The sequence below is a fragment of the Hydrogenophaga sp. genome (assembly GCF_030373245.1).
In the GTDB taxonomy this organism is placed as follows: Bacteria; Pseudomonadota; Gammaproteobacteria; order Burkholderiales; family Burkholderiaceae_C; genus Hydrogenophaga.
Genome location: NZ_JAUCZF010000007.1, coordinates 117,917 through 140,489 on the forward strand (window position 1 = coordinate 117,917; position 22,573 = coordinate 140,489).

22 protein-coding genes are annotated in these 22,573 nt (G+C 66.4%); 12 read left to right on the forward strand and 10 right to left on the reverse strand.

Annotated features, from left to right (window positions below; translation table 11 throughout):
* Positions 1 to 10 precede the first annotated feature (10 nt).
* Complete coding sequence (locus QUV25_RS16040; RefSeq protein ID WP_300865432.1) at positions 11 to 430, reverse strand: rhodanese-like domain-containing protein; 420 nt, start codon at positions 428 to 430, stop codon at positions 11 to 13.
* A gap of 116 nt (positions 431 to 546) precedes the next feature.
* Here QUV25_RS16040 and QUV25_RS16045 point away from each other — a divergent pair, with 116 nt between their 5' ends.
* Positions 547 to 2,607 carry an NADPH-dependent 2,4-dienoyl-CoA reductase gene (locus tag QUV25_RS16045; protein WP_300865434.1) on the forward strand — a complete coding sequence of 687 codons (2,061 nt, stop codon included), beginning with the start codon at positions 547 to 549 and terminating at the stop codon, positions 2,605 to 2,607.
* 31 nt (positions 2,608 to 2,638) lie between these two features.
* On the opposite strand, the gene QUV25_RS16050 is transcribed toward QUV25_RS16045, so the two are convergent.
* The gene (locus QUV25_RS16050; protein ID WP_300865436.1) at positions 2,639 to 3,055 is read right to left on the reverse strand and encodes a gamma-glutamylcyclotransferase; all 417 of its coding nucleotides are present in this window, start codon (positions 3,053 to 3,055) and stop codon (positions 2,639 to 2,641) included.
* A gap of 48 nt (positions 3,056 to 3,103) precedes the next feature.
* A complete protein-coding gene (locus QUV25_RS16055) occupies positions 3,104 to 3,613 on the reverse strand; it encodes a DUF1993 family protein (protein ID WP_300865437.1) in 510 nt (169 codons plus the stop codon).
* Positions 3,614 to 3,759: 146 nt separating this feature from the next.
* Between QUV25_RS16055 and QUV25_RS16060 the strand changes: the two genes are divergently transcribed.
* Both QUV25_RS16060 and QUV25_RS16065 read left to right on the forward strand, forming a co-directional pair.
* Positions 3,760 to 4,812 carry a homocysteine S-methyltransferase family protein gene (locus QUV25_RS16060; RefSeq protein ID WP_300865439.1) on the forward strand — a complete coding sequence of 351 codons (1,053 nt, stop codon included), beginning with the start codon at positions 3,760 to 3,762 and terminating at the stop codon, positions 4,810 to 4,812.
* Between the two features lie 292 nt (positions 4,813 to 5,104).
* Positions 5,105 to 6,055, forward strand: coding sequence for a TerC family protein (locus QUV25_RS16065; protein WP_300865441.1), 951 nt, complete (start codon positions 5,105 to 5,107; stop codon positions 6,053 to 6,055).
* A 172-nt stretch (positions 6,056 to 6,227) separates the two neighbouring features.
* Here QUV25_RS16065 and QUV25_RS16070 read toward each other — a convergent pair whose 3' ends face one another.
* Together QUV25_RS16070 and QUV25_RS16075 are read right to left on the reverse strand one after the other, a co-directional pair.
* Positions 6,228 to 7,211: a 2-dehydropantoate 2-reductase gene (locus QUV25_RS16070; RefSeq protein WP_300865442.1), complete on the reverse strand. Its 984-nt coding sequence runs from the start codon at positions 7,209 to 7,211 to the stop codon at positions 6,228 to 6,230.
* Between the two features lie 153 nt (positions 7,212 to 7,364).
* Positions 7,365 to 7,994, reverse strand: coding sequence for a cyclic nucleotide-binding domain-containing protein (locus tag QUV25_RS16075; RefSeq protein ID WP_300865443.1), 630 nt, complete (start codon positions 7,992 to 7,994; stop codon positions 7,365 to 7,367).
* 120 nt (positions 7,995 to 8,114) lie between these two features.
* On the opposite strand from QUV25_RS16075, the gene QUV25_RS16080 reads away from it, so the two are divergent.
* The 8 genes from QUV25_RS16080 to QUV25_RS16115 all read left to right on the forward strand — a co-directional run bounded on the left by QUV25_RS16080 (position 8,115) and on the right by QUV25_RS16115 (position 16,352).
* Entirely contained in the window at positions 8,115 to 9,323 is a 1,209-nt protein-coding gene (locus tag QUV25_RS16080; RefSeq protein WP_300865444.1) for a PAS domain-containing sensor histidine kinase, read from the forward strand.
* Positions 9,320 to 10,012 (forward strand): response regulator transcription factor, encoded by a 693-nt coding sequence (locus QUV25_RS16085; protein WP_300865445.1) that lies wholly within the window; start codon positions 9,320 to 9,322, stop codon positions 10,010 to 10,012. Before QUV25_RS16080 ends, QUV25_RS16085 begins: the two co-directional genes overlap by 4 nt.
* Before the next feature lie 146 nt (positions 10,013 to 10,158).
* Positions 10,159 to 11,562, forward strand: a complete 1,404-nt coding sequence (locus QUV25_RS16090; RefSeq protein ID WP_300865447.1) for a CmpA/NrtA family ABC transporter substrate-binding protein — start codon at positions 10,159 to 10,161, stop codon at positions 11,560 to 11,562.
* Between the two features lie 280 nt (positions 11,563 to 11,842).
* Positions 11,843 to 13,252: a CmpA/NrtA family ABC transporter substrate-binding protein gene (locus QUV25_RS16095; protein WP_300865448.1), complete on the forward strand. Its 1,410-nt coding sequence runs from the start codon at positions 11,843 to 11,845 to the stop codon at positions 13,250 to 13,252.
* 121 nt (positions 13,253 to 13,373) lie between these two features.
* A complete protein-coding gene (gene ntrB / locus QUV25_RS16100) occupies positions 13,374 to 14,237 on the forward strand; it encodes a nitrate ABC transporter permease (RefSeq protein WP_300865450.1) in 864 nt (287 codons plus the stop codon).
* Between the two features lie 64 nt (positions 14,238 to 14,301).
* Positions 14,302 to 15,099 carry an ABC transporter ATP-binding protein gene (locus tag QUV25_RS16105; RefSeq protein WP_300865451.1) on the forward strand — a complete coding sequence of 266 codons (798 nt, stop codon included), beginning with the start codon at positions 14,302 to 14,304 and terminating at the stop codon, positions 15,097 to 15,099.
* 186 nt (positions 15,100 to 15,285) lie between these two features.
* Complete coding sequence (cynS, locus tag QUV25_RS16110; protein ID WP_300865452.1) at positions 15,286 to 15,729, forward strand: cyanase; 444 nt, start codon at positions 15,286 to 15,288, stop codon at positions 15,727 to 15,729.
* 155 nt (positions 15,730 to 15,884) lie between these two features.
* Positions 15,885 to 16,352 (forward strand): nuclear transport factor 2 family protein, encoded by a 468-nt coding sequence (locus tag QUV25_RS16115; RefSeq protein WP_300865454.1) that lies wholly within the window; start codon positions 15,885 to 15,887, stop codon positions 16,350 to 16,352.
* Positions 16,353 to 16,383: 31 nt separating this feature from the next.
* On the opposite strand, the gene QUV25_RS16120 is transcribed toward QUV25_RS16115, so the two are convergent.
* Together QUV25_RS16120 and QUV25_RS16125 are read right to left on the reverse strand one after the other, a co-directional pair.
* On the reverse strand, positions 16,384 to 17,253 hold the full coding sequence (locus QUV25_RS16120; protein ID WP_300865455.1) for a pirin family protein: 870 nt from the start codon (positions 17,251 to 17,253) through the stop codon (positions 16,384 to 16,386).
* 124 nt (positions 17,254 to 17,377) lie between these two features.
* Positions 17,378 to 18,250, reverse strand: coding sequence for a pirin family protein (locus tag QUV25_RS16125; RefSeq protein ID WP_300865456.1), 873 nt, complete (start codon positions 18,248 to 18,250; stop codon positions 17,378 to 17,380).
* A gap of 162 nt (positions 18,251 to 18,412) precedes the next feature.
* Between QUV25_RS16125 and QUV25_RS16130 the strand changes: the two genes are divergently transcribed.
* Positions 18,413 to 19,447, forward strand: a complete 1,035-nt coding sequence (locus tag QUV25_RS16130; RefSeq protein ID WP_300865457.1) for an RNA methyltransferase — start codon at positions 18,413 to 18,415, stop codon at positions 19,445 to 19,447.
* A gap of 12 nt (positions 19,448 to 19,459) precedes the next feature.
* On the opposite strand, the gene QUV25_RS16135 is transcribed toward QUV25_RS16130, so the two are convergent.
* The 3 genes from QUV25_RS16135 to QUV25_RS16145 all read right to left on the reverse strand — a co-directional run bounded on the left by QUV25_RS16135 (position 19,460) and on the right by QUV25_RS16145 (position 22,572).
* Positions 19,460 to 20,734: an FAD-dependent oxidoreductase gene (locus tag QUV25_RS16135; RefSeq protein WP_300865458.1), complete on the reverse strand. Its 1,275-nt coding sequence runs from the start codon at positions 20,732 to 20,734 to the stop codon at positions 19,460 to 19,462.
* Positions 20,731 to 21,879: an acyl-CoA dehydrogenase family protein gene (locus QUV25_RS16140; protein ID WP_300865460.1), complete on the reverse strand. Its 1,149-nt coding sequence runs from the start codon at positions 21,877 to 21,879 to the stop codon at positions 20,731 to 20,733. Before QUV25_RS16140 ends, QUV25_RS16135 begins: the two co-directional genes overlap by 4 nt.
* A 129-nt stretch (positions 21,880 to 22,008) precedes the next feature.
* Positions 22,009 to 22,572 (reverse strand): OsmC family protein, encoded by a 564-nt coding sequence (locus QUV25_RS16145; protein ID WP_300865461.1) that lies wholly within the window; start codon positions 22,570 to 22,572, stop codon positions 22,009 to 22,011.
* Position 22,573: the final 1 nt, after the last annotated feature.

Genomic DNA, 22,573 nt, shown 5'->3' on the forward strand with positions numbered 1-22,573 from the left:
GCCGACCCGTTCACATCTGTTCCCAGGGCAGCCCGTCGTGACGCCAGCCGTTGATGGACGAGCGCTTGAAGGCCTCGTTGAGATCGCCTTCGAAACCGTGCACCACGTGCGCCACCTCGGAAAAGCCAGCAGCCTCCAACGCCTGGCCGGCGTCCAGCGTGCGCTTGCCGCTGCGGCAGATCAGCAGCACGGGGCGCTCTTTGTCTCCTGCTTCGGCGGTCACGGCTGCCGCAAAGCGTTCGGGGTCGGGCGTGAGGTCGGGGTATTCGTACCAGGGGATGTTCTCCACACCGGGCGGGCGCCCCACGTAAAGCGACTCGATCTCCATGCGCACGTCGACAAACAGCGGCCCCTCCAGCCCGGCGGCTTCGCGCCTGGCCTGCTCGGCTTGCAGCCAGGTCCAGGCTTCCTTGGGAGAGAGGTGTTTCATGGCCGCTATTGTCGGGCATCCATGGGTTGCGCCCTCTACGCGCTGTGCGCGCCAGCAGGTAGGCTGTGCGGTCCGCGTTGCCTGGCGCAGCGCATTCAACGACCACGCCTGCTCTCATGACTGTCAATCCCGCCGCTTCCCCGTACCCCCATCTGCTGGCTCCGCTGGACCTGGGCTTCACCACGCTGAAAAACCGGGTGCTTATGGGTTCCATGCACACCGGGCTGGAAGAAGGGCGCGACCTGTCCAAGCTGGCGGCGTATTTCCGAGAGCGCGCCGAGGGCGGCGTGGGCCTGATGGTGACCGGCGGGTTCTCGCCCAACATCGCCGGCTGGACCAAGCCCTTCGCCGGCATGCTGGCCACCTCGGGCGCCGCCCGGCGCCACCGCGTGGTGACCGACGCGGTGCACCAGGCCGGCGGCAAGATCGCGCTGCAGATCCTGCACACCGGGCGCTACGGCTACCACCCGCTGGCGGTGGCGCCCTCACGCCTGAAGTCGCCCATCTCGCCGTTCACCCCGTTTGCACTCACCTCGCGCGGCGTGGAGCGGCAGATCCGCGCGTTCGTGAACTGCGCGGCCAAGGCGCGGGAAGCCGGCTACGACGGCGTGGAAATCATGGGCTCCGAGGGCTACTTCGTCAACCAGTTCCTGAGTCTGGCGACCAACCACCGCACCGACGAATGGGGCGGCGACTATTCGAACCGCATGCGCCTGCCGCTGGAGATCGTGGCGCGCACGCGCGAGGCCGTGGGGCGTGATTTCATCGTCATCTACCGCCTGTCCATGATCGATCTGGTGCCCGGTGGCAGCAGCTGGGACGAAGTGGTGCAGCTCGGCAAGGCGGTGGCACAGGGCGGCGCCAGCATCATCAACACCGGTATCGGCTGGCACGAAGCGCGCATTCCGACGATTGCCACCAGCGTGCCGCGGGCAGCCTTTGCCTGGGTCACGCAGAAGATGAAGGCCGAATTCGCCAGCGCCGGCATCACCACGCCGCTGGTCACCAGCAACCGCATCAACACCCCCGAGGTGGCCGAGCAGCTGCTGGCCGAAGGCGCGGCCGACATGGTGTCCATGGCGCGCCCGCTGCTGGCCGATGCCGATTTTGTGAACAAGGCGGCGCGCGGGCAGAGCGACCTCATCAACACTTGCATCGCCTGCAACCAGGCCTGCCTGGATCATGTGTTCGTGAACAAGACAGCGAGTTGCCTGGTCAACCCGCGTGCCTGCCGCGAGACCGAGCTGGTGTTTCATCCGGTGGTGAAGAAAAAGCGCCTGGCCGTGGTCGGTGGCGGTCCGGCCGGCCTCACCGCCGCCACCCTGGCGGCCGAGCGCGGGCACGAGGTGCATCTGTTCGACGCCGCCAGCACCATCGGCGGCCAGCTCAACATGGCCAAACAGGTGCCCGGCAAGGAAGAGTTCTTTGAAATGCTGCGCTACCTGCAGCGCCGCGTGGAGACCACCGGGGTGTCGCTGCACCTTGGCCAGCGCGCGACCCCAGCCGATCTGGCGGGTTTCGATGAGGTGATCGTGGCCACCGGCGTGACGCCGCGCGACCCGAAGATTCCGGGGCAGGATCACCCCAAGGTGTTGAGCTACATCGAGGTGTTGCGCGAGCACAAACCGGTGGGCGAGCGCGTGGCCATCGTGGGCGCGGGCGGCATCGGCTTCGACGTGGCCGAGTACCTGGTGCACAGCGGCACTTCCACCACGCTCGACCTGTCGGCCTGGCAGGCCGAGTGGGGCGTGGCCGACCCGGCTGCCGCACCCGGAGGCCTCAGCCCTGAGGCGCCGGCGGTCAGCCCGCCCGCGCGCCAGGTCACGCTCTTGCAGCGCAAGGCCGGCAAGCTCGGCGCCGGTCTGGGCAAGACCACTGGCTGGATCCACCGCACCGCCTTGAAGCACAAGAACGTGCGCATGATTGGCGGCGTGAACTACGAGCGCATCGGCGACGAAGGTCTGCTGGTGTCGCACGGCGAAAATCGGGAAAACCCGACCTGGATCGCCTGCGACACGGTGGTGCTCTGTGCCGGGCAGGTGCCGCTGCGCACCTTGGCCGATGAGCTCATTTCAGGCGGGAAAACCGTGCACGTGATCGGTGGAGCGCTGGAGGCTGGCGAGCTCGACGCCAAGCGCGCGATCGACCAGGCCGCCCGGCTGGCGGCGCGGCTCTGAGCCGCCAGCCAGCGCTGGCAACCCACCGGCATCACCAGACGAACTTGACCTCGTGCTCCAGCGTGTACTCGCTGAGCCATTCCGAGCGCTGCTCACCCGGCTGAACGTCGGCGGGCAGTCGCACGTAGATGTCGGCTGTCACGAACTCGGGCGCTTTGCCATTCACGCGCTCCAGTTCAACGGTGGCCCGCGTGTACCCTCCTGCCTCGCCGATGCGCTCGAGCCGGTCCATGGCGGCCAGTGCCTCGGGGCTCGCGCGGTACAGCTCGCCCATCACGGGGTGCCCGTCGCCAGGCTGCAGGATCACGCAGGGCACGTGGCCATCGTTCATCAGATAAAACGGCAGCCGGTCGCGCGTGCGGTACCTGCCTGGAACGCGCTCGCCGGTGTTGATGTGCGCGTTGCAAAAGCCCGACTTGAGCGTGCCGTAGGTGAACAGAAGAATCATGCGGGATGGGGTCTTGCGTGGGTCAGGGATGTATTCAGCCCGCGCCGCTCAATACGAGCCCATGTAGTCGCGCTTGCCGATGGCCACGCCGTTGTGGCGCAGGATGTCGTAGGCGGTGGTCACATGAAAGAAGAATTGCGGCAAACCGTAGTTGGCCAGGTAGGTCTGCCCGCTCAGCTTCTTCTCTTTGGGTGTACCGGGACGCAAAACAATTTCGCTGCTCTCCTTGCCCTCAAACTGGTCGGCCTTCACGCTGTCCAGAAAGGCCAGGGTCTGGGTCAGCAGCGCGTCCAGATCGGCAAAAGTCTTCTCTTGGCCCTCAAAGCTGGGCACCTCCACGCCCGCCAGGCGCGCCGTGATGCCGCGCGAAAAATCGGCGGCAATCTGCACCTGCTTGAGCAGGGGAAACATGTCGGGAAACAGGCGAGCCTGAAGCAAGGCGTCGGGCTCGATCGACTTTTCGCTGGCGTGCGCGGCAGCCTGCCCCAGGATGGTTTTCAGGGCGGTCAGCATTTGCTTGAGCACGGGAACGGAGTGAGAGTACATGGCGCTGGTCATGGGGAGTTCCAGTGGTTGGAAGAAAAAGATGGGATCGTGGGCGCTGCTCGGTCGGCGCCTGAGACGACTGTAGCCCGAATGCCCTGTGGACCGCGCGGGGTTGGGGGATTGCCGCGGCGCCGGCCCAGGCTTTCTACAATCAAGGGATGACTGCTTCCCAACCCGCATACACCCGCGCCCAGGCGTTGCCCGGCATCCTCGCCAAGCGAATCGCCATCCTCGATGGCGCCATGGGCACCATGATCCAGCGCTTCAAGCTCGACGAAGCCGGGTATCGCGGCGAGCGCTTCAAAGATTTTCACAGGGATGTCAAGGGCAACAACGAGTTGCTGAGCCTGACCCGGCCCGATGTGATCCGCGACATCCACGAGAGCTACCTGGCCGCCGGTGCCGACCTGATCGAGACCAACACCTTTGGCGCCACCACCATCGCGCAAGAGGACTACGACATGGCCGGCCTGGCGCGCGAGATGAACCTGGCCTCGGCCCGCATTGCCCGCGAGGCGTGCGACAAGTATTCAACGCCTGACAAGCCGCGTTTCGTCTGCGGCGCCCTGGGTCCCACGCCCAAGACCGCCAGCATCAGCCCGGACGTGAACGATGCCGGTGCCCGCAACGTCACGTTTGAGCAGCTGCGCGCCGCCTATTACGAGCAGGTCGAGGCGCTGGTGGAAGGCGGGGCCGATGTGTTGCTGGTGGAAACCATCTTCGACACGCTCAACGCCAAGGCCGCGCTGTTCGCCATTGACGAGTTTTTCGAGGCCAGCGGCGAGCGCCTGCCTGTCATCATCAGCGGCACCGTGACCGACGCCTCGGGCCGCATCCTCAGCGGACAGACGGTGAGCGCCTTCTGGGCCAGCGTGCGCCACATTCGACCGCTGGCGGTGGGCCTGAACTGCGCCCTTGGCGCCACGCTGATGCGCCCCTACATCCAGGAACTGGCCAAGGTGGCGGGGGACACCTTCATCAGCTGCTACCCCAACGCCGGCCTGCCCAATCCCATGAGTGACACCGGCTTTGACGAAACCCCCGAGGTCACCAGCCGCCTGCTGCGTGAGTTCGCAGCCGAAGGCCTGGTGAACATCGTCGGGGGTTGTTGCGGCACCACACCGCAACACATCGCCGCCATCCACGACAGCGTGGCTCCAAAGGCGCCACGCCCGGTGAAACGCGAGTTCTTCTACAGGGAAGCGGCCTGACCTCGGAGGCCTTGGCGGTGCAGTGGTGCAAGCGCCGAAGGCGGACCTTCTGGTTTTTACTGAAGGTGGGTCAGCTTGTGCCGACTTCAGGTCAACCGCGAAAATCGTGGGTTTCCTGAAAGAAAAGTAACCTCCCCGACCCCCTGACGGCCCTGCCGATCAAAAGGCCGCGAGGTTTTGTTCAACACGCCGCGTGGTCACGCGGCCGGAAACACGGGGCCAGGCGCCATGCCGGGCTTCGGCAAGTCCTTGCCCGTGTGACCGTCAACACCCAGTCCAGGTCTTTTGCCTCATGGAAACCATCGCGCCGCTCTGGCTCTGGCTCGTCTTCGTCACCTTCGTGATCGTGGCGCTGTTTGTCGACTTCGTCGTGCTCAAGAAGCAGGGCGCGCACGAGGTGTCTGTTCGCGAGGCGGTGAACTGGTCGCTGGCCTGGGTGGGACTCAGCTTGTTGTTCAACGTGCTGTTCTGGTTTGCCATCCGCGACACCACCGGCTCCACGGCCATTGCCAACGAAAAGTCGCTGGAATTCCTCACCGGCTACCTGATCGAGAAGAGCCTGGCGGTCGACAACATCTTTGTCTTCTTGCTCATCTTCACCTACTTCTCGGTGCCGCCTGCGTTCCAGAAGCGGGTGTTGATGATTGGCATCATCGGCGCCATCGTGCTGCGCACCATCATGATCCTGCTGGGCGCCTGGCTGCTGGACCAGTTCCACTGGATTCTGTATGTGTTTGGCGCTTTCCTCATCCTCACCGGCGTCAAGATGTGGTGGGCAGCAGGCAAGGAAGAAAGCCTGGAAGACAACCCGGCGCTCAAGCTCTTGCGCAAGATCCTGCCGGTGAGCCAGCATTACGACGGCGAAAAATTCTGGACCGTGGAAAACGGCAAGAAGATCGCCACGCCGCTGCTGATGGTGGTGGCGCTGGTCGGCATGACCGACGTGATTTTTGCGGTGGACTCGATCCCGGCCATCTTCGCCATCACCAAAGACCCGTTCATCGTGCTCACCAGCAATGTGTTCGCCATCCTCGGCCTGCGCGCCATGTTCTTCCTGCTGCAGGCTGCGGCCAGCCGCTTCCATCTGCTGAACTATGGCCTGGCGATCATCCTGGTCTTCATTGGCACCAAGATGATGCTGATCGACATCTACAAGATCCCGGTGGCGGTGTCGCTGGGCGTGGTGCTGACGATTCTGGCCATCACCATGGTGTGGAGCAGCAAAACCGCGCCCAACACCTGAGGCAATGCTGAGCAAGTCGCTCGCGGCGCGGGCATCCCAATCTCGGGCGGTCCGCTGCGTTGCATAGCCTCGCCGGGCCGGCCGGCCAATCTGCGTTTTTCGCCTTGCGGTCCATCCCGACATCGGGTGCCCGCATCCACGTGGACTTGTTCAGCGTTGCCCCAACAGCGCTTCAGGCCTGCAGCGCGCGCACGCGCGCTGTGATGGCCTCGTTGAGCGGTGCCTGGGCACCAACCGACTTCGCCAACCGCACCACCTCGCCGCTCAAGGCATCAATTTCGGTAGGCCGACCCAGTGCCAGGTCATCGGCCATGCTGGACCTGGCCAGCTTGTCCACCCTGAGCATGCGCGCCGCGATCACTCGGAACAGCGGTGTGGGCAGGCGCAGCACGCGCACCAGCCAGGGCCAGGGCAGCGACGTGAGTTGAGCGGGATGAATGCCTGCCGCGCTCAGCACCCCCAGCGCTTCTTGCATCAGTGCGGCGAACTGACGGCGGTGGCCGGCGTCGAGCAGCTGCGCGAGCAGCGGAAGGCCCGACAAGGCGTTGACCGGGTTGTTCAGGTTGAGCAACAACTTGCCCCATTGCAGGGGCAGCAGGTCGGCATGCAGATCGAGCGTGATGCCGGCGGCGTTGAACCGCGGCACCCAGGCGGCCAGTGTGGCGTCGTGCCGGGCGGCCAGGTGGCCATCGGTGCCGCGATGCACATGGCCCGGGGCCAGTTCGGCGATGTTGTACGGCACCATGCCTGGCACCAGCCGCAGGCCAGGCGCGGCCGCGCTGGCCACCTCGGCATTGCGCAAGCCGTTTTGCATCGAGAGCACCACGGTACCCAGCGGCAGACGTTCGGCCAGCTCGCGAGCGGCGGCGGCGGTGGCCGGGCTCTTGACGCACAACAGCACCAGCGCGTGCGCGCCGCCAGCAGGCACTTGCTCGTGCAGCCGCAGCGAGTCCGCAGGGATGCGCCGATCCGCGCCGTCGAGGTCGGTGACCCGCAAGCCGTGCTGTCTCAAACCATCGAGCACGCGCGGCCGCCCCACGAAATCCACCGGTACACCCGCGGCCTGCAGACAGCCGCCCACATAGCAGCCCACGCTGCCCGCGCCCATGATCAGCACCGGGCAGGACGCTGGGGTCTCGGCGGGGGTGCCTCTCATGGGCGGCTGGCGGAAAACGACAGGGGGCGAATGAAGGTCTGTGGCACGGAGGTCTCTGGCGGGGTGGAGGGTCGAGCGCTGTCGGATTGACCCAGCGTGTGCGTTAAATGACCGACAGCCAGCGGCTTGAGGTCGAGCGGTGCCACAGAGACCCTAGCTGCGGTGCTTGCCCTGCGGGGTGGGCATGAGGCGGTCCACCTCTTCCTGCAGTGTGTCGACCAGCTTGCTGTAGACCTGCAGCTTGTGGCTGCTTTCGCGCAGGCGTTCGGCCAGACGCTGGGCCACGGCCGTCATCAATTTGGCGGCGGTGGCGGGTTGTTCGGTGGTGAGGGCTTCAAGCGATTCGCGGGTGAGCACCGCGCACTTCACCTCCGTGCTGGCGGTGCAGGAGGCCGATCGCGCCGCGCCATCCACCAGCGCCATTTCGCCGATGAGGCTGCCCGGGCCGAGCACCTTGACGGTGGCGGCGTTGACGCGGCTGGCCATCAGGCTTTCCACCGTGATTTCGCCTTCAAGCACCAGCACCATGAAGCCGGTATCGGCCGTTTCGCCCTGGCGGATGATTTCGGTGCCGCGCTTGAACACGCGCGGTCGCATGAAGCCGACCACGGCCAGCGCCTCGTGCTCGGCGAGCTGCATCAGCGCCGTGGGCGCCCGCAGCATCTGGGCGGCGCGGTGTGCCGCATCCGATGCGCCAACTGCGGCATGCCGTTCGGCGGGCAGGCGAGACTCGGGGGCATCCCCTTGGCGATGAGAACCGAACAACTTGTCGAAGAGGGACATGGTGGAAGACTACAGAGCGTTTGTCCGACAGGACAGCGACCAGATCATTGTGACGCCGACGCGCCCCATCCGCTGTGACCGATTGCACTGCTTTGGCACATCCATTGCTTATGCTGGTGCATGCAGATTGACGCACAAGCTTTGTACGGCCGCACCACCCCGGTCGCGGCCGACGCCTGGCGCGATCCCCTGGCCCTGCTGCTGGCGTCCACCGGCGAGGGCATTTACGGCGTGGACCTGGATGGACTGTGTGTCTTCATCAACCCGGCCGGCGCGCGCCTGATCGGTTACGAGCCCGATGAGGTGCGCGGGCGCAACATGCACGAGCTGACGCACCATGCCCGGCCTGACGGCTCAGCCTACCCCGAGCATGAGTGTCCCATCTTCAACGCCTTTCGCCAGGGCCTGCCGTGCCGCATCGACAGCGAGGTGTTCTGGCGTCGTGATGGCACGGCCTTTCCGGTCGAGTATTCCAGCCACCCGATCCTGGAGGCCGGGCGGGTGCTGGGTGCGGTGGTCACGTTTGTGGACATCACCGAGCGCCGGCGCGCGGCCGACGCACTGCAACGGGCCAAGGACGGACTGGAAGCCAGCGTGCGTGAGCGCACGCTCGCGCTGGAGACCGCATTGCAGAGGGTGCGCGAGTTGGCGGCGTGGTCCGATACTGTGCGCGAAGAAGAGCGCACCCGCATCGCCCGCGAGGTGCACGACGAGCTGGGCAGCCTGCTGGTGGCGCTCAAGATGGACGTGAACTGGATGGACAAGCGCCTGGCCGAGCAGGCCCAGCGCCCGCCTGAGGCGGCCACCGACATGCGCGAGCGCATGCGCTGCAAATGCCAGAACATGAGTCGCCTGATCGAGACCGCGGTGGACAACGTGGGTCGCATCATCACCGACCTGCGCCCCAGCATCCTCGACCACCAGGGTCTGTGGGCGGCGCTTGAGTGGCAGGCCCAGGAGTTCGTGGCCTCGGCCGAGCTCGAGCTCGACTGGCGTCTGGCGCTGGACGAGTCCCTGGAGCTGCCCGAGCCGCTGGCCATGGCGGTGTTCCGCATCTTCCAGGAGATGCTGAGCAACGTGGGGCGCCACGCCCGCGCGCAGACGCTGCAGGTGCACATCGCGTTTTCGGGCGGCCTGCTCACGCTGGCCGTGCAGGACGACGGCCAGGGCGCGCCGCCGCAGGCGTTTGAGGCCGCCGACGCTTACGGCGTCATGGGCATGCGCGAGCGCGCCGGGCATTTTGGCGGGCGCATCGATATCACCAGCGCGCCCGGCGCCGGCACACGCATGTGCCTCTCGGTCGCCATTTCCCCGGAGGCCTCGGCATGACCCCCATCGACACCGACACCATCCGCGTGCTCATTGGCGATGACCACCGCATCGTGCGCGAAGGCCTGAAGCAGGTGCTGGCCGATGCGCCCGACGTGACCGTGGTGGCCGAGGCGCCCAGTGGCCCCGAGGTGCTGGCGCAGGTGGCGGCCTGGATGGCGCCAGGTGCCGCTGGTCTGAGCCTGGTCTTGCTCGACATCGCGCTGCCCGGCATCGACGGGCTCGACGTGCTGCAAACCCTCAAGCGAGACCACCCGCGGCTGCCGGTGCTCATGCTCAGCACCTACCCGGAGAAGCAATATGCGGTGCGCTGCATCCGCCTGGGCGCCAGCGGCTATCTGAACAAGAGTGCAGACCCAGACGACATGCTGGCCGCGGTGCGCAAGGTGGCGCAAGGTGGTGTCTACCTCACCGAGGCCACCGCCGAAGCACTGGCCACCGCTGTTGGCCAGGCCCGCACACACGTTGGCCCCGAAGCCCTGTCGCACCGCGAGCATCAGGTCTACCGGCTGCTCACGCAGGGGCATACCGTGAGCGAGATTGGTGCACAGCTCGGTCTGGCTCCCAACACGGTGAGCACTTACCGTGCACGCATCCTGGAAAAAACCGGTGCGAAGAACGGCGTCGAGCTCGCGCTCTACGCTGAGCGCCACGCGCGCAACGCCACACCAGGGCAAACCACCACCTGAGAGGCGCTTCAGGCTCGCGGTTCGCGTGAATTTGTAGGGCTGCCCCTACGTGACGTGGTGCCAGCCACGTCGAATGGCTCAGCGGCGCTGCCATCTGGCGCGGCGCTTGCAACACCCACCCCGTTCATCAACTCACGAGGTGCGCCATGACCGCTGAATACGATCCTTTCGATGCCGACCGACCCTTGCGCATGCGCTGCACCTGCGGCCAGCCGCACACCGTGGCGGAGCACATACAGGCGTTTGGTGCCGCCCATTCGGGTCCACGGCGGCTGATGGAAAACGCCGGCATGAACGCCGAGGAACAGCGCGCCGCCGACTTCATGGAAGCGGCCCTGGTCAAGGCCCTGTTTCCGCAGGAGCCGGTGCGCCGCGCCTTCCTGAAAGCAGTGGGCCGACCCACCGCCATGGCGGCCATTGCCAGCCTGTTCCCCATGGGCGCGATGCAGGCGCTCGCGCAAGACAGAAAGCCACTGGAAAAAACCGATCTGAAAATCGGCTTCCTGCCCATCACCTGCGCCACGCCGCTGGTGGCCGCCGACCCGCTGGGCTTCTACGCCAAAGAGGGGCTCAAGGTGGCGCTCAATCGAACCGCGGGCTGGGCCGTGGTGCGTGACAAGACGCTCGCGGCCGAGTTCGACGCTTCGCACATGCTCTCGCCCATGCCGCTGGCCATCAGCATGGGGCTCGGCGCAGACGCCACGCCCATGGTCATGCCCGCGATTGAAAACGTGAACGGCAACGCCATCACCTTGCACGTGAAGCACAAAGACAACCGGGACCCGAAGAAGTGGAAGGGCATGAAGTTCGCCATCCCGTTCGACTTCTCCATGCACAACTTCCTGCTGCGCTACTACCTGGCCGAAAACGGCATCGATCCCGATACCGATGTGCAGCTGCGCGTGATGGCGCCGCCCGACATGGTGGCCAATCTGCGCGCGGAAAACATCGATGGCTTCATCGTCGCCGAGCCGTTCAACCAGCGCGCCGTGTTCGACGGCGTGGGATTCATCCACCTGCTCACCAGCGAGCTCTGGGACAACCACCCCTGCTGCGCCTTTGCCGCCACGCGCAAGTTTGTGGAAACGAACCCCAACACCTTTGCCGCCCTGTTCCGCGCCATCGTCACCTCCACCCTGCATTGCTCCAAGATGGAGAACCGACCCGCGGTGGCCGCCGCCATTGCCGGGCCGAATTACCTCAACCAGCCACTCACCGTGCTCGAGCAGGTGCTGCTGGGTCGCTTCGCCGATGGCTTGGGCACGGTGCGCAACGAACCCAACCGCATCAACTTCGACCCCTTCCCGTGGCAGTCGATGGCGGTGTGGATGCTGACGCAAATGAAGCGCTGGGGCTATGTGAAGCAGGACATCAACTACGCCCAGGTGGCCGAGCAGGTGTTCCTCGCCACCGACGCACGCAAGCGCATGGCCGAGCTCGGCTTCACCGCGCCTGCGACCAACAGCAAGACGCACGTGATCATGGGCAAGACCTTTGATCCTGCCAAACCCGAGGCCTATGTGAAGTCTTTCGCCATCGGCCGGGGCTGACGCACCGCCTTGGTGCTGGTGGCCGCTTCGGCGCGCGTGGTTGGTGCGCGATCCGAGGGGCCACCGCTCTTTCAGGCAGGGCTTGCAAGCGCCGGTCATCGGTGTTGGCCCAGGGCGGGCAGCCTTTGTCCGCCCCACATCGGGCATTTGTAGGGCTGGCCCTACGCGCTGTCGATCACGTGGGCACGAAAAACCGCCAGCCTCCAACCATCGCCGCATCGGGCGCTCAGCTGGCCCGGTGCTTGCAGAGCATCAACGTCTTCAACTCATGAGGTGTGCCATGTCCGAATTCTTCGATCCCTACAACGCCGACCGTCCACTGATGATGAAGTGCAGCTGCGGGCGCGACCACACCGTGGCCGAGCACGAGGCGGAGCAAGCCAGTGCAGCGCAGGCCACGAAAACCCTGCGCGAGCGCAGCGAGACGGCCGAGTTCGAGGCCTACAGCAACGAGTTCATCGAGGCCACGCTGATGAAGGCCTTGTTCCCGCAGGACGCGGTGCGCCGTCGCTTCCTGCGTGCGGTTGGCAAGGGCACGGCGATGGCCGCCATCTCCAGCCTGCTGCCGGTGGCCAGCCTGCAGGCCATGGCCCAGGACAAGAAGGGCGCGCTGGAGAAGACCAACCTGAAGATTGGGTTCATCCCGATCACCTGCGCCACGCCGCTCATCATGGCCAAACCGCTGGGCTTCTATGAGAAGCAAGGCCTCAACGTGGACGTCATCAAGACCGCGGGCTGGGCGCTGATCCGCGACAAGATGATCAACAAGGAGTACGACGCTACGCACTTCCTCTCGCCCATGCCGCTGGCGATCTCGATGGGCGCCGGCTCGAACGCCGTGCCCATGAACGTGGCCACGATCCAGAACACCAATGGCCAGGCGATCACGCTGCACAACAAACACAAGGACAAGCGCGATCCCAAGCAGTGGAAAGGGTTCAAGTTCGGCGTGCCGTTCGAGTACTCGATGCACAACTTCCTGTTGCGCTACTACCTCGCCGAGGCCGGCATCAACCCCGACACCGATGTGCAGATCCGCGTTGTGCCGCCACCGGAGATGGTGGCCAACCTGCGCGCCGGCAACATCGACGGCTACCTCGGCCCGGACCCCTTCAACCAGCGCGCGGTGTTTGACGAGATCGGCTTCCTGCACGTGCTGACCAAGGACCTGTGGAACGGCCACCCCTGCTGTGCCTTCGGCACCAGCACCGAGTTCATCCAGCAGAACCCCAACACCTTTGCCGCGCTCTACCGTGCGGTGCTCACCGCCGCGGCCATGGCGCGCCAGCCCAAGAACCGCGAGCTGATCGCCAAGGTGATCTCGCCCCAGGCTTACCTGAACCAGCCCGAGACGGTGGTGGCGCAGGTGCTGACCGGTCGATTTGCCGATGGCCTAGGCAATGTGCAGACCGTGCCCGACCGCGCCGACTTCGACCCCATGCCCTGGCAGAGCATGGCGGTGTGGATGCTCACGCAGATGCAGCGCTGGGGTTATGTGAAAGGCGATGTGAACTACAACCAGATTGCCGAGCGCGTGTTCCTCATCACCGATGCACGCAAACACATGAAGGATCTGGGCATGCCGTTCGAAGCTGGCCCAGGCTACAAGAAGCACACCATCATGGGCAAGGAGTTCGATCCGGCCAAGGCCGCGGCTTACGCCAAGAGCTTTGCCATCAGCAAGGCATGAAGCACCCCCGCCGCGCTCTGCGCGACCCCCTCCAAGGGGTAATGCCTGTGGCCCGGCAAAGCCGGCGCCACGGCATTCCTGAGCAGGGTCACGGCGTATTCAACCCAATCTCTCCAATACTATGAAAACGCTCAACCTCAACCTGCGGGCCGCGCTGGTCTCGCTGCTGCTGTTCGTGTGTTTTGTCGGCGCCTGGCACCTGGGCACGTCAGCACCCTCGGTCGGCGGCTCCAGTGCAGGCATGACGGCCGAAGAGATCGAGTACGCCAAGCTGCTCGGCAAAGACCCGGGCGCCGAAAAGACCACGGGCTTTCCGCAGCCGCTGGCCGTGGCCGAGGCGAGCTGGGCGCACCTGTCCAACCCGTTTTACGACAACGGCCCGAACGACAAGGGCGTGGGCATTCAGCTCGGGCATTCGCTGGCGCGCGTGGCAGCGGGCTTTCTGCTGGCGATGGCGGTGGCGATCCCGCTCGGTTTTCTGATCGGCATGTCGCCCCTGATGCAAAAGGCGTTCGACCCGTTTGTGCAGGTCCTCAAGCCCATCAGTCCGCTGGCCTGGATGCCGCTGGCGCTCTACACGCTCAAGGATTCCAACGTCAGCGGCGTGTTCGTCATCTTCATCTGCTCCATCTGGCCGATGCTGATCAACACCGCCTTTGGTGTGGCCTCGGTCAGGCGAGACTGGCTCAACGTCGCCAGCACGCTGGAGGTGAGCCCTCTGCGCAAGGCCATGCAGGTGATCCTGCCGGCGGCAGCGCCCACCATCCTCACCGGCATGCGCATCAGCATGGGCATCGCCTGGCTGGTGATCGTGGCGGCCGAGATGCTGGTCGGCGGCACCGGCATCGGCTACTTCGTCTGGAACGAGTGGAACAACCTGTCGCTCACCAACGTGATTTTTGCGGTGCTGGTGATCGGCGTGGTCGGCATGCTGCTCGACCTCATGTTTGCCCAGTTGCAGAAGGTGGTGACCTATGTGGAGTGAATCTTTCGACCGCCAGGGCGTTGTCCTGACGGCCCCGCGTCCAACCCCTCAGGTGAGTTCCAACATGTCCGGTTTTCTCAAGGTCGAGCAGCTCGCCAAGGCCTACCAGGCCGACAAGCCGGTGTTTGCCGACGTGTCGTTTGCCATCGACCAGGGCGAGTTCGTCTGCATCATCGGCCACAGCGGCTGCGGCAAGACCACCATCCTCAACGTGCTCGCCGGTCTCGACACGGCCACTTCGGGGCACTGCTTCATGGACGGTCGCGAAATCTCCGGCCCCAGTCTGGAGCGCGGCGTGGTGTTCCAGAGCCACGCCCTCATGCCCTGGCTCACCGTGCGGCAAAACATCGCCTTCGCGGTGAAGTCGCGCTGGCCCGAGTGGAGCAAGGCGCAGATCAACGAGCAGGTGGAGAAGTTCGTGGCGCTGGTGGGTCTCACGCCTGCCATCGACAAAAAGCCCAGCCAGCTCTCGGGCGGCATGAAGCAGCGCGTGGGCATTGCGCGCGCGTTTGCCATCCAGCCCAAGATGCTGCTGCTCGACGAGCCTTTCGGTGCGCTGGATGCGCTCACCCGCGGCACGATTCAGGACGAGCTGATGAGCATCGTGCGCCAGACTCAGCAGACGGTTTTCATGATCACGCACGACGTGGACGAAGCCATCCTGCTGGCCGACCGCATCCTGCTCATGACCAACGGCCAGGAGCTCGAAGGCGGCGGTTACGCGCCGGGCGGCATGGCCGAGGTGGTGGTCAACCCGCTGCCGCGCAGCCGCACGCGTGCGCAGCTTCATCACCTCGACGGCTATTACGACCTGCGCAACCACATTGTGGATTTCCTCGTCACGCGCGCGAAGGCGCGCTGACCCCCCGCGCCGCAAGAAAGTCTCCCCCCGGGCCGCCTGCGGCGTCACCCCCCAGGGGGCGGCGCTGGCGGCCCGGCGAAGCCGGTTCCGCGGCGCCCTTGAGTTGCTTCCCTTCTCTCCTCCACCGCTTTTCTTTTCCACATCTTTCTTCTTCTTTTTATTTCTTCACCACAACGAGGCAACACCATGAGCCGACTCGACGTCACCGAAAAAATCATCACCACCAAAGTCAGCAAGGGCCTGCAATGGGCCGACGTGGCCAAGAAGGTGGGCCAGTCCAAGGAATGGACCACGGCTTTGTGCCTGGGCCAGATGACGGCCACCGCCGCCCAGGCCAAGGTGCTGGGCAAGATCTTTGGCCTGAGTGCCGAGGAGCAGAAGTGGCTGATGGTGGTGCCCTACAAAGGCTCGCTGCCCACCAGCGTGCCGACCGATCCGCTGATCTACCGCTTCTACGAACTCGTCAACGTCTACGGCACCACCTTCAAGGAACTGATCCACGAAGAGTTTGGCGACGGCATCATGAGTGCGATCGACTTCAAGATGGACATGAAGCGCCAGGCCGACCCGAACGGCGACCGCGTGAACATCGTGATGTCGGGCAAATTCCTCCCCTATAAACAGTACTAACCCCCTGCGCCGCTGCGCGGCTTCCCCCTTGCAGGGGGACGGCGCCTGTGGCCGGGCAAAGCCCGTTCCACGGCGCCCGCTGGATGGAGGCACTTCGCGCCGGAGGGGTGGTCCACCCCCGCGCCCAGTCCGCACATTTCGGAACCTGATTCGCTATGGAACCTCGACCGCCTCTGCCGCCGTTCACCGCCGAGTCCGCTGCGCAAAAGGTACGTGGCGCGGAAGACGCCTGGAACTCGCGCGACCCGGACCGGGTGGTCAAGGTCTACACCGAGGACACGCGCTGGCGCAACCGCGCGGAGTTCCCGGTGGGCCGGGCCGAGGTGCACGCCTTCCTGGTGCGCAAGTGGGCCAAAGAGCTGGACTACCGGCTCATCAAGGAACTGTGGGCGTTCACCGACAACCGCATCGCCGTGCGCTTCGTCTACGAATGGCACGACGATTCGGGCCAGTGGTTCCGTTCGCACGGCAACGAGAACTGGCAGTTCAATGCGCTGGGCTACATGGAGCAGCGCCATGCCAGCATCAACGACCGGCCCATCACCGAGGCCGAGCGCCTGTTTCACTGGCCGCTGGGCTCGCGCCCGGCCGACCATCCCGGCTTGAGCGAACTCGGACTCTGATCGAGCGCTCGGACCACGCGAGCAAAGGCGTTCAGCCTGGCAGCGGAATCCATTCCTGATCGTCGCCGGGTGGCAGCGGAAAACGGCCAGCCTGCCAGTCGGCCTTGGCCTGTTCGATGCGCTCCCGGCGCGAGGACACGAAGTTCCAGAACACGTGGCGCGGGCCCACGGGCTCGCCGCCGAAGATCATCAGCGTGCTTTTCTCGCTCGCGGTGATCACTGTCTCTTGATCGTCGCCGAACACCAGCATCTGCCCGGGTTCGTAGGTCGCGCCCGCGTATTCGATGCGACCCTTGGCCACGTACACCGCCTGCTCGCTGTGGCCGCCTGGCAGCGCTTTGGATGCGCCCGCTTGCCATTCGGTGTGCACGTAAAACAGAGGAGAGTGCGTGCGCACTGGGCTGGTCATGCCGTAGGCGCTGCCAGCGATCAGGCGCATCCACACGCCTTCGGCTTCACTCACCGGCAGCTCGGCCTGGGGGTAGTGGATGAACGCGGGCTCGGTCTCCTCAAAGGCCTCGGGCAGGGCGACCCACATCTGCATCAGCTCCAGCCCGCCGCCGGCAAACGACTGCGGGTGGGTGAAGCGCTCGCTGTGGCTGATGCCGCGCCCGGCGGTCATCCAGTTCACGTCCCCAGGTTTGATGTCCTGCTGCACGCCCAGGCTGTCGCGGTGGGTGATCTGCCCGCTGAGCAGGTAGCTCACGGTGGACAGGCCGATGTGCGGGTGCGGCCGTACGTCGGCCTGGGCGATGTTGTCGGGCGCGATCGTCACCGGCCCCGCGTGGTCGAGAAACACGAACGGCCCCACCATGCGGCGCTTGGCGTGGGGCAGCACCCGCCGCACCGTGAGCCCGTGGCCCAGGTCGGCGGCGCGGGCGTTGATGATCAGTTCAAGCACGGCGATCTCCCAATGGTGTCAAACGAGCGCTGACGCCCAAAACCCAGGGCGCCGTGGAACCGGCTCCGCCGGGCCGCCAGCGCCGCCCCCTTGAGGGGGTCGCGCGCAGCGTGGCAGGGGTGGGTCACAGCCTCCCCATGCGGCCACTCTGGAAATCGACAAACGCCTGCTGGATCTCCTGCGGCGTGTTCATCACAAACGGCCCATAGCCCACCACCGGCTCGTCGATCGGTTCGCCGCAGAGCCAGAGCAGGGTGGTGTCGGCCATCGCGGTGAGCTGCACGCTTTCGCCCGCGCGCTCGTAGACGATCATTTCGGCGTCGCCCGCTTCCTGGCCGTCGGCCGTCTTCACCCGGCCCTGGTAGACCAGCGGCACGGTGGTGTGCCCATCGGGAGCGGGCAGATTCACGGTGTGGCCGGCTTTCAGTTGCACGTCCCAGACCTGCATGGACGTGAAGGTGTGCGCCGGGCCGCGCGCGCCCTGGAACTCGCCCGCGATCAGGCGCACCGTGCCCGCGTCTTCGCCGTTCACATCGGGCAGGGCCAAGGTGGGCGTCTGCGCCGCGGTGATGCCCTGGTAGCCGGGCGGCGCCATCTTGTCGCGCGCCGGCAGGTTCACCCACAGCTGCACCATGCGAAACGGCCCGCCAGCGCGGCCAAAAGCCTCGCTGTGGAACTCTTCGTGCACGATGCCTGAGGCGGCCGTCATCCACTGCACGTCGCCCGGGCCGATGGTGCCGCCACCGCCACTGGAGTCGCGGTGCGAGACCTCGCCGTCGTAGACGATGGTCACGGTTTCGAAGCCGCGGTGCGGGTGCGCGCCCACGCCGCGGCGCTGGCTGGTCGGCTCGAAGTTCATCGGGCCGCCGTAGTCGAGCATGAGAAAGGGCGAGAAAGCGGCGGGGTCGTCGTTGTACGAAAACAGCGTGCGCACCGGAAAGCCATCGCCGACCCAGTGGCCTTGCGTGTTGCGCTGGATGAAAGACACGGACTTCATCAGAGATCTCCTTAGGCGTTCCATTGTCGGCCGATGCACGACACCCCGTTGAACGAAGGGAAGTTCACCAGCACACGCCGAAGAGCCGGCTTTGCCGGGCCGAGGGCGTGGTCCCCCTCGGGGGAAACCGCAAAGCGGCGCAGGGGGGAGACAATCCACCTCATGCAGATCGAATCCCTGCGCCAGCGCCTGCGCGCGCTGGGCGCCAATCCCCGCCACGAGCAGCGCGTGCTGCGCCTGTGGAGCCAGGCCTTGCCGCAGACGGCGGGCCGGCGCCAGGTTCAGCATTTCCTGCCCGCGCCGCTGGTGGCCGAGCTGCCCGCCATCGCCAGCGAACTGGCCGCCCTGGCCACGCTGCACAGCGAGCACCCGGCCGACGACGGCTCGGCGCGTCTGCTGGTGAAGCTGGCCGACGGGCAAATGGTGGAGAGCGTGCTGCTGCCGCGCGGTGGCCTGTGCGTGTCCACCCAGGTGGGCTGTGCGGTGGGCTGCGTGTTCTGCATGACGGGCACCACCGGCCTGATTCGCCAGGTGGGCAGCGCCGAGATTGTGGCCCAGGTGGCGCTCGCCCGAGCCCGGCGCCCGGTGAAAAAGGTGGTGTTCATGGGCATGGGCGAGCCCGCGCACAACCTGGACAACGTGATGGAAGCCATCGACCTGCTCGGCACCCTAGGCAACATCGGCCGCAAGAACCTGGTGTTCTCCACCGTGGGCGACGCCCGCGTGTTCGAGGCCTTGCCGCTGGGACGGGTGAAGCCGGCCCTGGCGCTCTCGCTGCACACGACGAAGGCCGAGCTGCGCGAACAGCTGTTGCCGCGCGCGCCGCGCATCGCACCCGACGAGCTGGTGGCCCTGGGCGAGGCCTACGCCCGCGCCACCGACTACCCAATTCAGTACCAGTGGACGCTGCTGGATGGCATCAACGATGGCGACGATGAGGTGGAAGGCCTGGTGCGCCTGCTGAGTGGCAAGTTCGCGATCCTCAACCTGATCCCCTACAACGCCGTGCCGGAGCTGCCGTTTACCCGCCCGAGCTGGGACAAAGCCGCCGACCTGGCGCGCCGCCTGCACCGCCGCGGCATCCTCACGAAACTGCGTCAGTCCGCTGGGCAAGACGTGGACGGTGGTTGCGGCCAGCTGCGCGCGCGGGCCGAGCGGCCGGCGCGGCGCACCGTGCCGATCCGCGCCGAAGCCTGAGTGCTTGCTGCCTCAGTGCAGCGTCATCGGGTGTGAAGTGGTCTTCACGCGCACCGTGGCCGCGCGCAGCGCGTAGGGCGCGGGGGTGGCGCCGCAGATCGCCGCAGCGATGGCGCGCGCCTGGCGGGCAATGGGTTCGATGTAGCGGCTGGCCTGCCCGTTCACCGTGATGCAGTCACCCAGCGCGTGAATGCCTTCAACGCTGGTGCCCAGCGTGGCCGCATCCACCGCAATGCCCTGGTCCCAGGCGAGCCCGGCGCTTTCGGCCAGGCGCGAGGGCGTGGCAAGCCCGGGGGCGGCGATCACCTGGTCGGCGGCGAAGCGCTGGCCGTCTGCGGTGGTCACTCGGTAGCGGCCTCCCACCGATTCCACCTGCGCCACCTGCACGCCGCCGACAAAGCGGATGCTCAGGTCTTTCCAGGCATCAAGCAGCCGCGCGCCCGCTTGCTCGCCTTGCCAACGCGCAAGCGGCTCGGCCTGCGTGTCCAGCAGGGTGATGCGGTGCCCACCGAGCGCCAGGTCGTTGGCCAGCTCGCTGCCGATCAGGCCGGCGCCGACGATGAGCACGTCGCGCGGCCCATCGCAGGCCGCATCGCCCAGGGCGGTGCGCAGCTTCTGGTAGGCCGCCAGGTGGTTGACGCGCCAGCACAGCTCGGGCGGGAGGCTGGCGGGCAGGGCGGTGCGTGCGCCGTGGGCGAGCACCAGGTGGTCGTAGCGCAGGTTGCCGCGCGTGGTGCGCAGCGTGTGCGTGTCGGTGCAGATGCGCGTGGCCTGGGTGTGGGCCAGCAGGCGAAGTCCCAGGCGTGCGGCGGCCTGCGCGCCGGTTTCCTTCACCAGGGCCTCGGGGTCCAGGCCACGCGCCATGGCCACCGACAGCAGGGGCTTGTCGTACACGTCGCCCGAGCAGGCCGTCACCAGGGTGATGGGCATGCTGGCATCGAGCGCGCGAAGCGCCTCGGCGGTCTGCCAGCCGGCGCGCCCGGCGCCGACGATGAGCACGCCGGCTGCGCCACCCCGCGTGGTCACCACCGCTGTGGTCTGCACCCGGTTGCGCAGCGCCTCCAGCGAGGGTGCGGCGTAGGCGCTGAAGTCGGCCTTGGTCACGCCGCACAGCGGACAGGCCCAGTCGTCGGGGATGTCGGCGAAGCGCGTGCCGGGCGGCAGGCCGCCATCGGGGTCGCCCAGGGCTTCGTCGTAGACGTAGCCACAGGCTTCGCAGATGTAGGTTTCGAAAGGCGCCGGGGCGAGGGCCTGCACCGCGCCAGCCACCGGAGAGAGCGTGTTCATGTCGGCAACACCTCGGCACTCAGGCGCGCGATCTCGCTGCGCAGGTGCTTGATGGCCGGCGTGACGATGGCCACGAAATGCGATTCGCGCACCCGGCGCTGCACGGGCGAACTCATCAGGTAGCCGCGCGCGCCCTGGTGCAGCAGGGCCGATTGCGCCGCGCGCAGAGAGAGCTCGGCGCCGTGGGCGCGCGCATCGAGCACATCAATGAAAAACTCCACCGAAGGGTTGAACGGGGTCTCGGCCAGCTTCATCACACGCGCGGTGAGCGCGTCCAGCTCGGCCTGCAGCGCATCGGGCCGGTCTTCCAGGTACTGGTTCACATGGCCGAGCTGGTCTTCTACCGCCCACATCGAGTCGATGGCGCCCTGCGTCACGCCCACCGCCATGCCGCACTGGAGCATGACGAAGGCGCTGCGGATGCGCGCAATGAAGGGCTTGGCCGGGTCGGCCATGATCTCGCCCGCACCGATGAAATGGTTCTTGAGCCGCAGCGCGTAAGTGCCTGTGCCTTCCATCGCCGAGAAGCTCGGGCACTCGGGCATCTCCACGCCCTCGCCATTGCAGCGCAGCAGAAACATCACCTCGCGCACCACGTTGCCCTCGGCATCGACCACACCAGCCAGCGCGCCGCACACGTGGTCCGGGCCCAGGTTGCTCACCCAGGGCAGGGTGCCGCTCACCGAAAACCCGCCCTCGACCGGCGTGGCCTTGAGCAGCAGGGTTTCAATCTTGGCGTAGCTCTTCATCGGGTTGGACATGGCCGTGCCGCCCAGCATCTCCCCGCGCGCCAGCGCCATCAAAGCGTCGCCTGCCAGCGCCGGGTTGCCCGAGGCCTGCATGTAGAGGCCACACACCGCCTGGCACCACATCATGAAGCCGGTGGCGCCGCAGACCTGCGACACCTCGGCCATGGCGCGGATCGCCAGGCCGAAGTCGGCGCGACCAGCGGGCGCGTCCAGGTGCGCACTCATGGCGCCGAGCGCAGCGAGCTGCTTCATCTCCGCGCGCGGGTAGTAGCCCGTGCGGTCAATGGACTCCACCACCGTCGCCAGCGGCCCGCGCGCCACCTCGCGCACGGCGGCCAGCAGCTGCTCGGTCGCCGCTTCGTGGCCGAGTTCGGGAGGCAGGTCTTTGGGGTTCATGTCGTTTCCTCTGTGTGGACGAGCCGTTCAACAAGCTGAGGGCTTCGCGCGATGTGTCGCCGACCGCAGCAGCCCCTGCCAAGGGCACCGCGCAACCGGCTCTGCCGGGCCGCCAGCGGCGCGGGGGAGTCACATGCTCGTGATTTCGAACGGAATCGGGTTGCGCATGGAGTTGGCCACCGGCGAATAGAAATTCGCGTGCTGCACGATCTCGTCCAGCACCTCGCGAGGCGCGTCGCCCTCCACCAGCACCTTCACGCGAATCGCCTGAAAGCCCATCTCGGGTGGCATCTTTTCCAGCGCGCCACCGGCGCCCCAGGCGGCAGGGTTGCCGATGTCGCCTTCCAGGAACACCTCCAGCTTGCTCAGCTTCACGCCCTTCCAGGTCGCCACCGCCGTCACGCCCACGGCGATGCAGCCGCCCAGGCCCGAGAGCACGATCTCGCCCGGCGCCGGTGCGGTGTCTTCGCCAAACAGGTGCAGCGGCTCGTCCACCACCACCGGCGCGTGGTTGCCCACGGTGGACAGCGAGCGGTACTGGCCTTCCATCACCGTGTGGACCTTGTTGGTGCCGCGCATGGCCGGGTTGGCCTTGCCTTTGGCGGCAAAGGTGGCGAGGCCCGCCGCATCGATGGGGCGCAGGTAGGCCTTGACGGTGGTGGGGGTGGATTCGGTGGTGGCGGTGTCTGACATG

Excerpts from the sequence above, each read along its gene's own strand:
- QUV25_RS16040 (WP_300865432.1), bottom strand. The coding sequence starts at position 430 with ATGAAACACCTCTCTCCCAAGGAAGCCTGGACCTGGCTGCAAGCCGAG.
- QUV25_RS16045 (WP_300865434.1), top strand. The coding sequence starts at position 547 with ATGACTGTCAATCCCGCCGCTTCCCCGTACCCCCATCTGCTGGCTCCG.
- QUV25_RS16050 (WP_300865436.1), bottom strand. The coding sequence starts at position 3,055 with ATGATTCTTCTGTTCACCTACGGCACGCTCAAGTCGGGCTTTTGCAAC.
- QUV25_RS16055 (WP_300865437.1), bottom strand. The coding sequence starts at position 3,613 with ATGACCAGCGCCATGTACTCTCACTCCGTTCCCGTGCTCAAGCAAATG.
- QUV25_RS16060 (WP_300865439.1), top strand. The coding sequence starts at position 3,760 with ATGACTGCTTCCCAACCCGCATACACCCGCGCCCAGGCGTTGCCCGGC.
- QUV25_RS16065 (WP_300865441.1), top strand. The coding sequence starts at position 5,105 with ATGGAAACCATCGCGCCGCTCTGGCTCTGGCTCGTCTTCGTCACCTTC.
- QUV25_RS16070 (WP_300865442.1), bottom strand. The coding sequence starts at position 7,211 with ATGAGAGGCACCCCCGCCGAGACCCCAGCGTCCTGCCCGGTGCTGATC.
- QUV25_RS16075 (WP_300865443.1), bottom strand. The coding sequence starts at position 7,994 with ATGTCCCTCTTCGACAAGTTGTTCGGTTCTCATCGCCAAGGGGATGCC.
- QUV25_RS16080 (WP_300865444.1), top strand. The coding sequence starts at position 8,115 with ATGCAGATTGACGCACAAGCTTTGTACGGCCGCACCACCCCGGTCGCG.
- QUV25_RS16085 (WP_300865445.1), top strand. The coding sequence starts at position 9,320 with ATGACCCCCATCGACACCGACACCATCCGCGTGCTCATTGGCGATGAC.
- QUV25_RS16090 (WP_300865447.1), top strand. The coding sequence starts at position 10,159 with ATGACCGCTGAATACGATCCTTTCGATGCCGACCGACCCTTGCGCATG.
- QUV25_RS16095 (WP_300865448.1), top strand. The coding sequence starts at position 11,843 with ATGTCCGAATTCTTCGATCCCTACAACGCCGACCGTCCACTGATGATG.
- ntrB (WP_300865450.1), top strand. The coding sequence starts at position 13,374 with ATGAAAACGCTCAACCTCAACCTGCGGGCCGCGCTGGTCTCGCTGCTG.
- QUV25_RS16105 (WP_300865451.1), top strand. The coding sequence starts at position 14,302 with ATGTCCGGTTTTCTCAAGGTCGAGCAGCTCGCCAAGGCCTACCAGGCC.
- cynS (WP_300865452.1), top strand. The coding sequence starts at position 15,286 with ATGAGCCGACTCGACGTCACCGAAAAAATCATCACCACCAAAGTCAGC.
- QUV25_RS16115 (WP_300865454.1), top strand. The coding sequence starts at position 15,885 with ATGGAACCTCGACCGCCTCTGCCGCCGTTCACCGCCGAGTCCGCTGCG.
- QUV25_RS16125 (WP_300865456.1), bottom strand. The coding sequence starts at position 18,250 with ATGAAGTCCGTGTCTTTCATCCAGCGCAACACGCAAGGCCACTGGGTC.
- QUV25_RS16130 (WP_300865457.1), top strand. The coding sequence starts at position 18,413 with ATGCAGATCGAATCCCTGCGCCAGCGCCTGCGCGCGCTGGGCGCCAAT.
- QUV25_RS16135 (WP_300865458.1), bottom strand. The coding sequence starts at position 20,734 with ATGAACACGCTCTCTCCGGTGGCTGGCGCGGTGCAGGCCCTCGCCCCG.
- QUV25_RS16140 (WP_300865460.1), bottom strand. The coding sequence starts at position 21,879 with ATGAACCCCAAAGACCTGCCTCCCGAACTCGGCCACGAAGCGGCGACC.
- QUV25_RS16145 (WP_300865461.1), bottom strand. The coding sequence starts at position 22,572 with ATGTCAGACACCGCCACCACCGAATCCACCCCCACCACCGTCAAGGCC.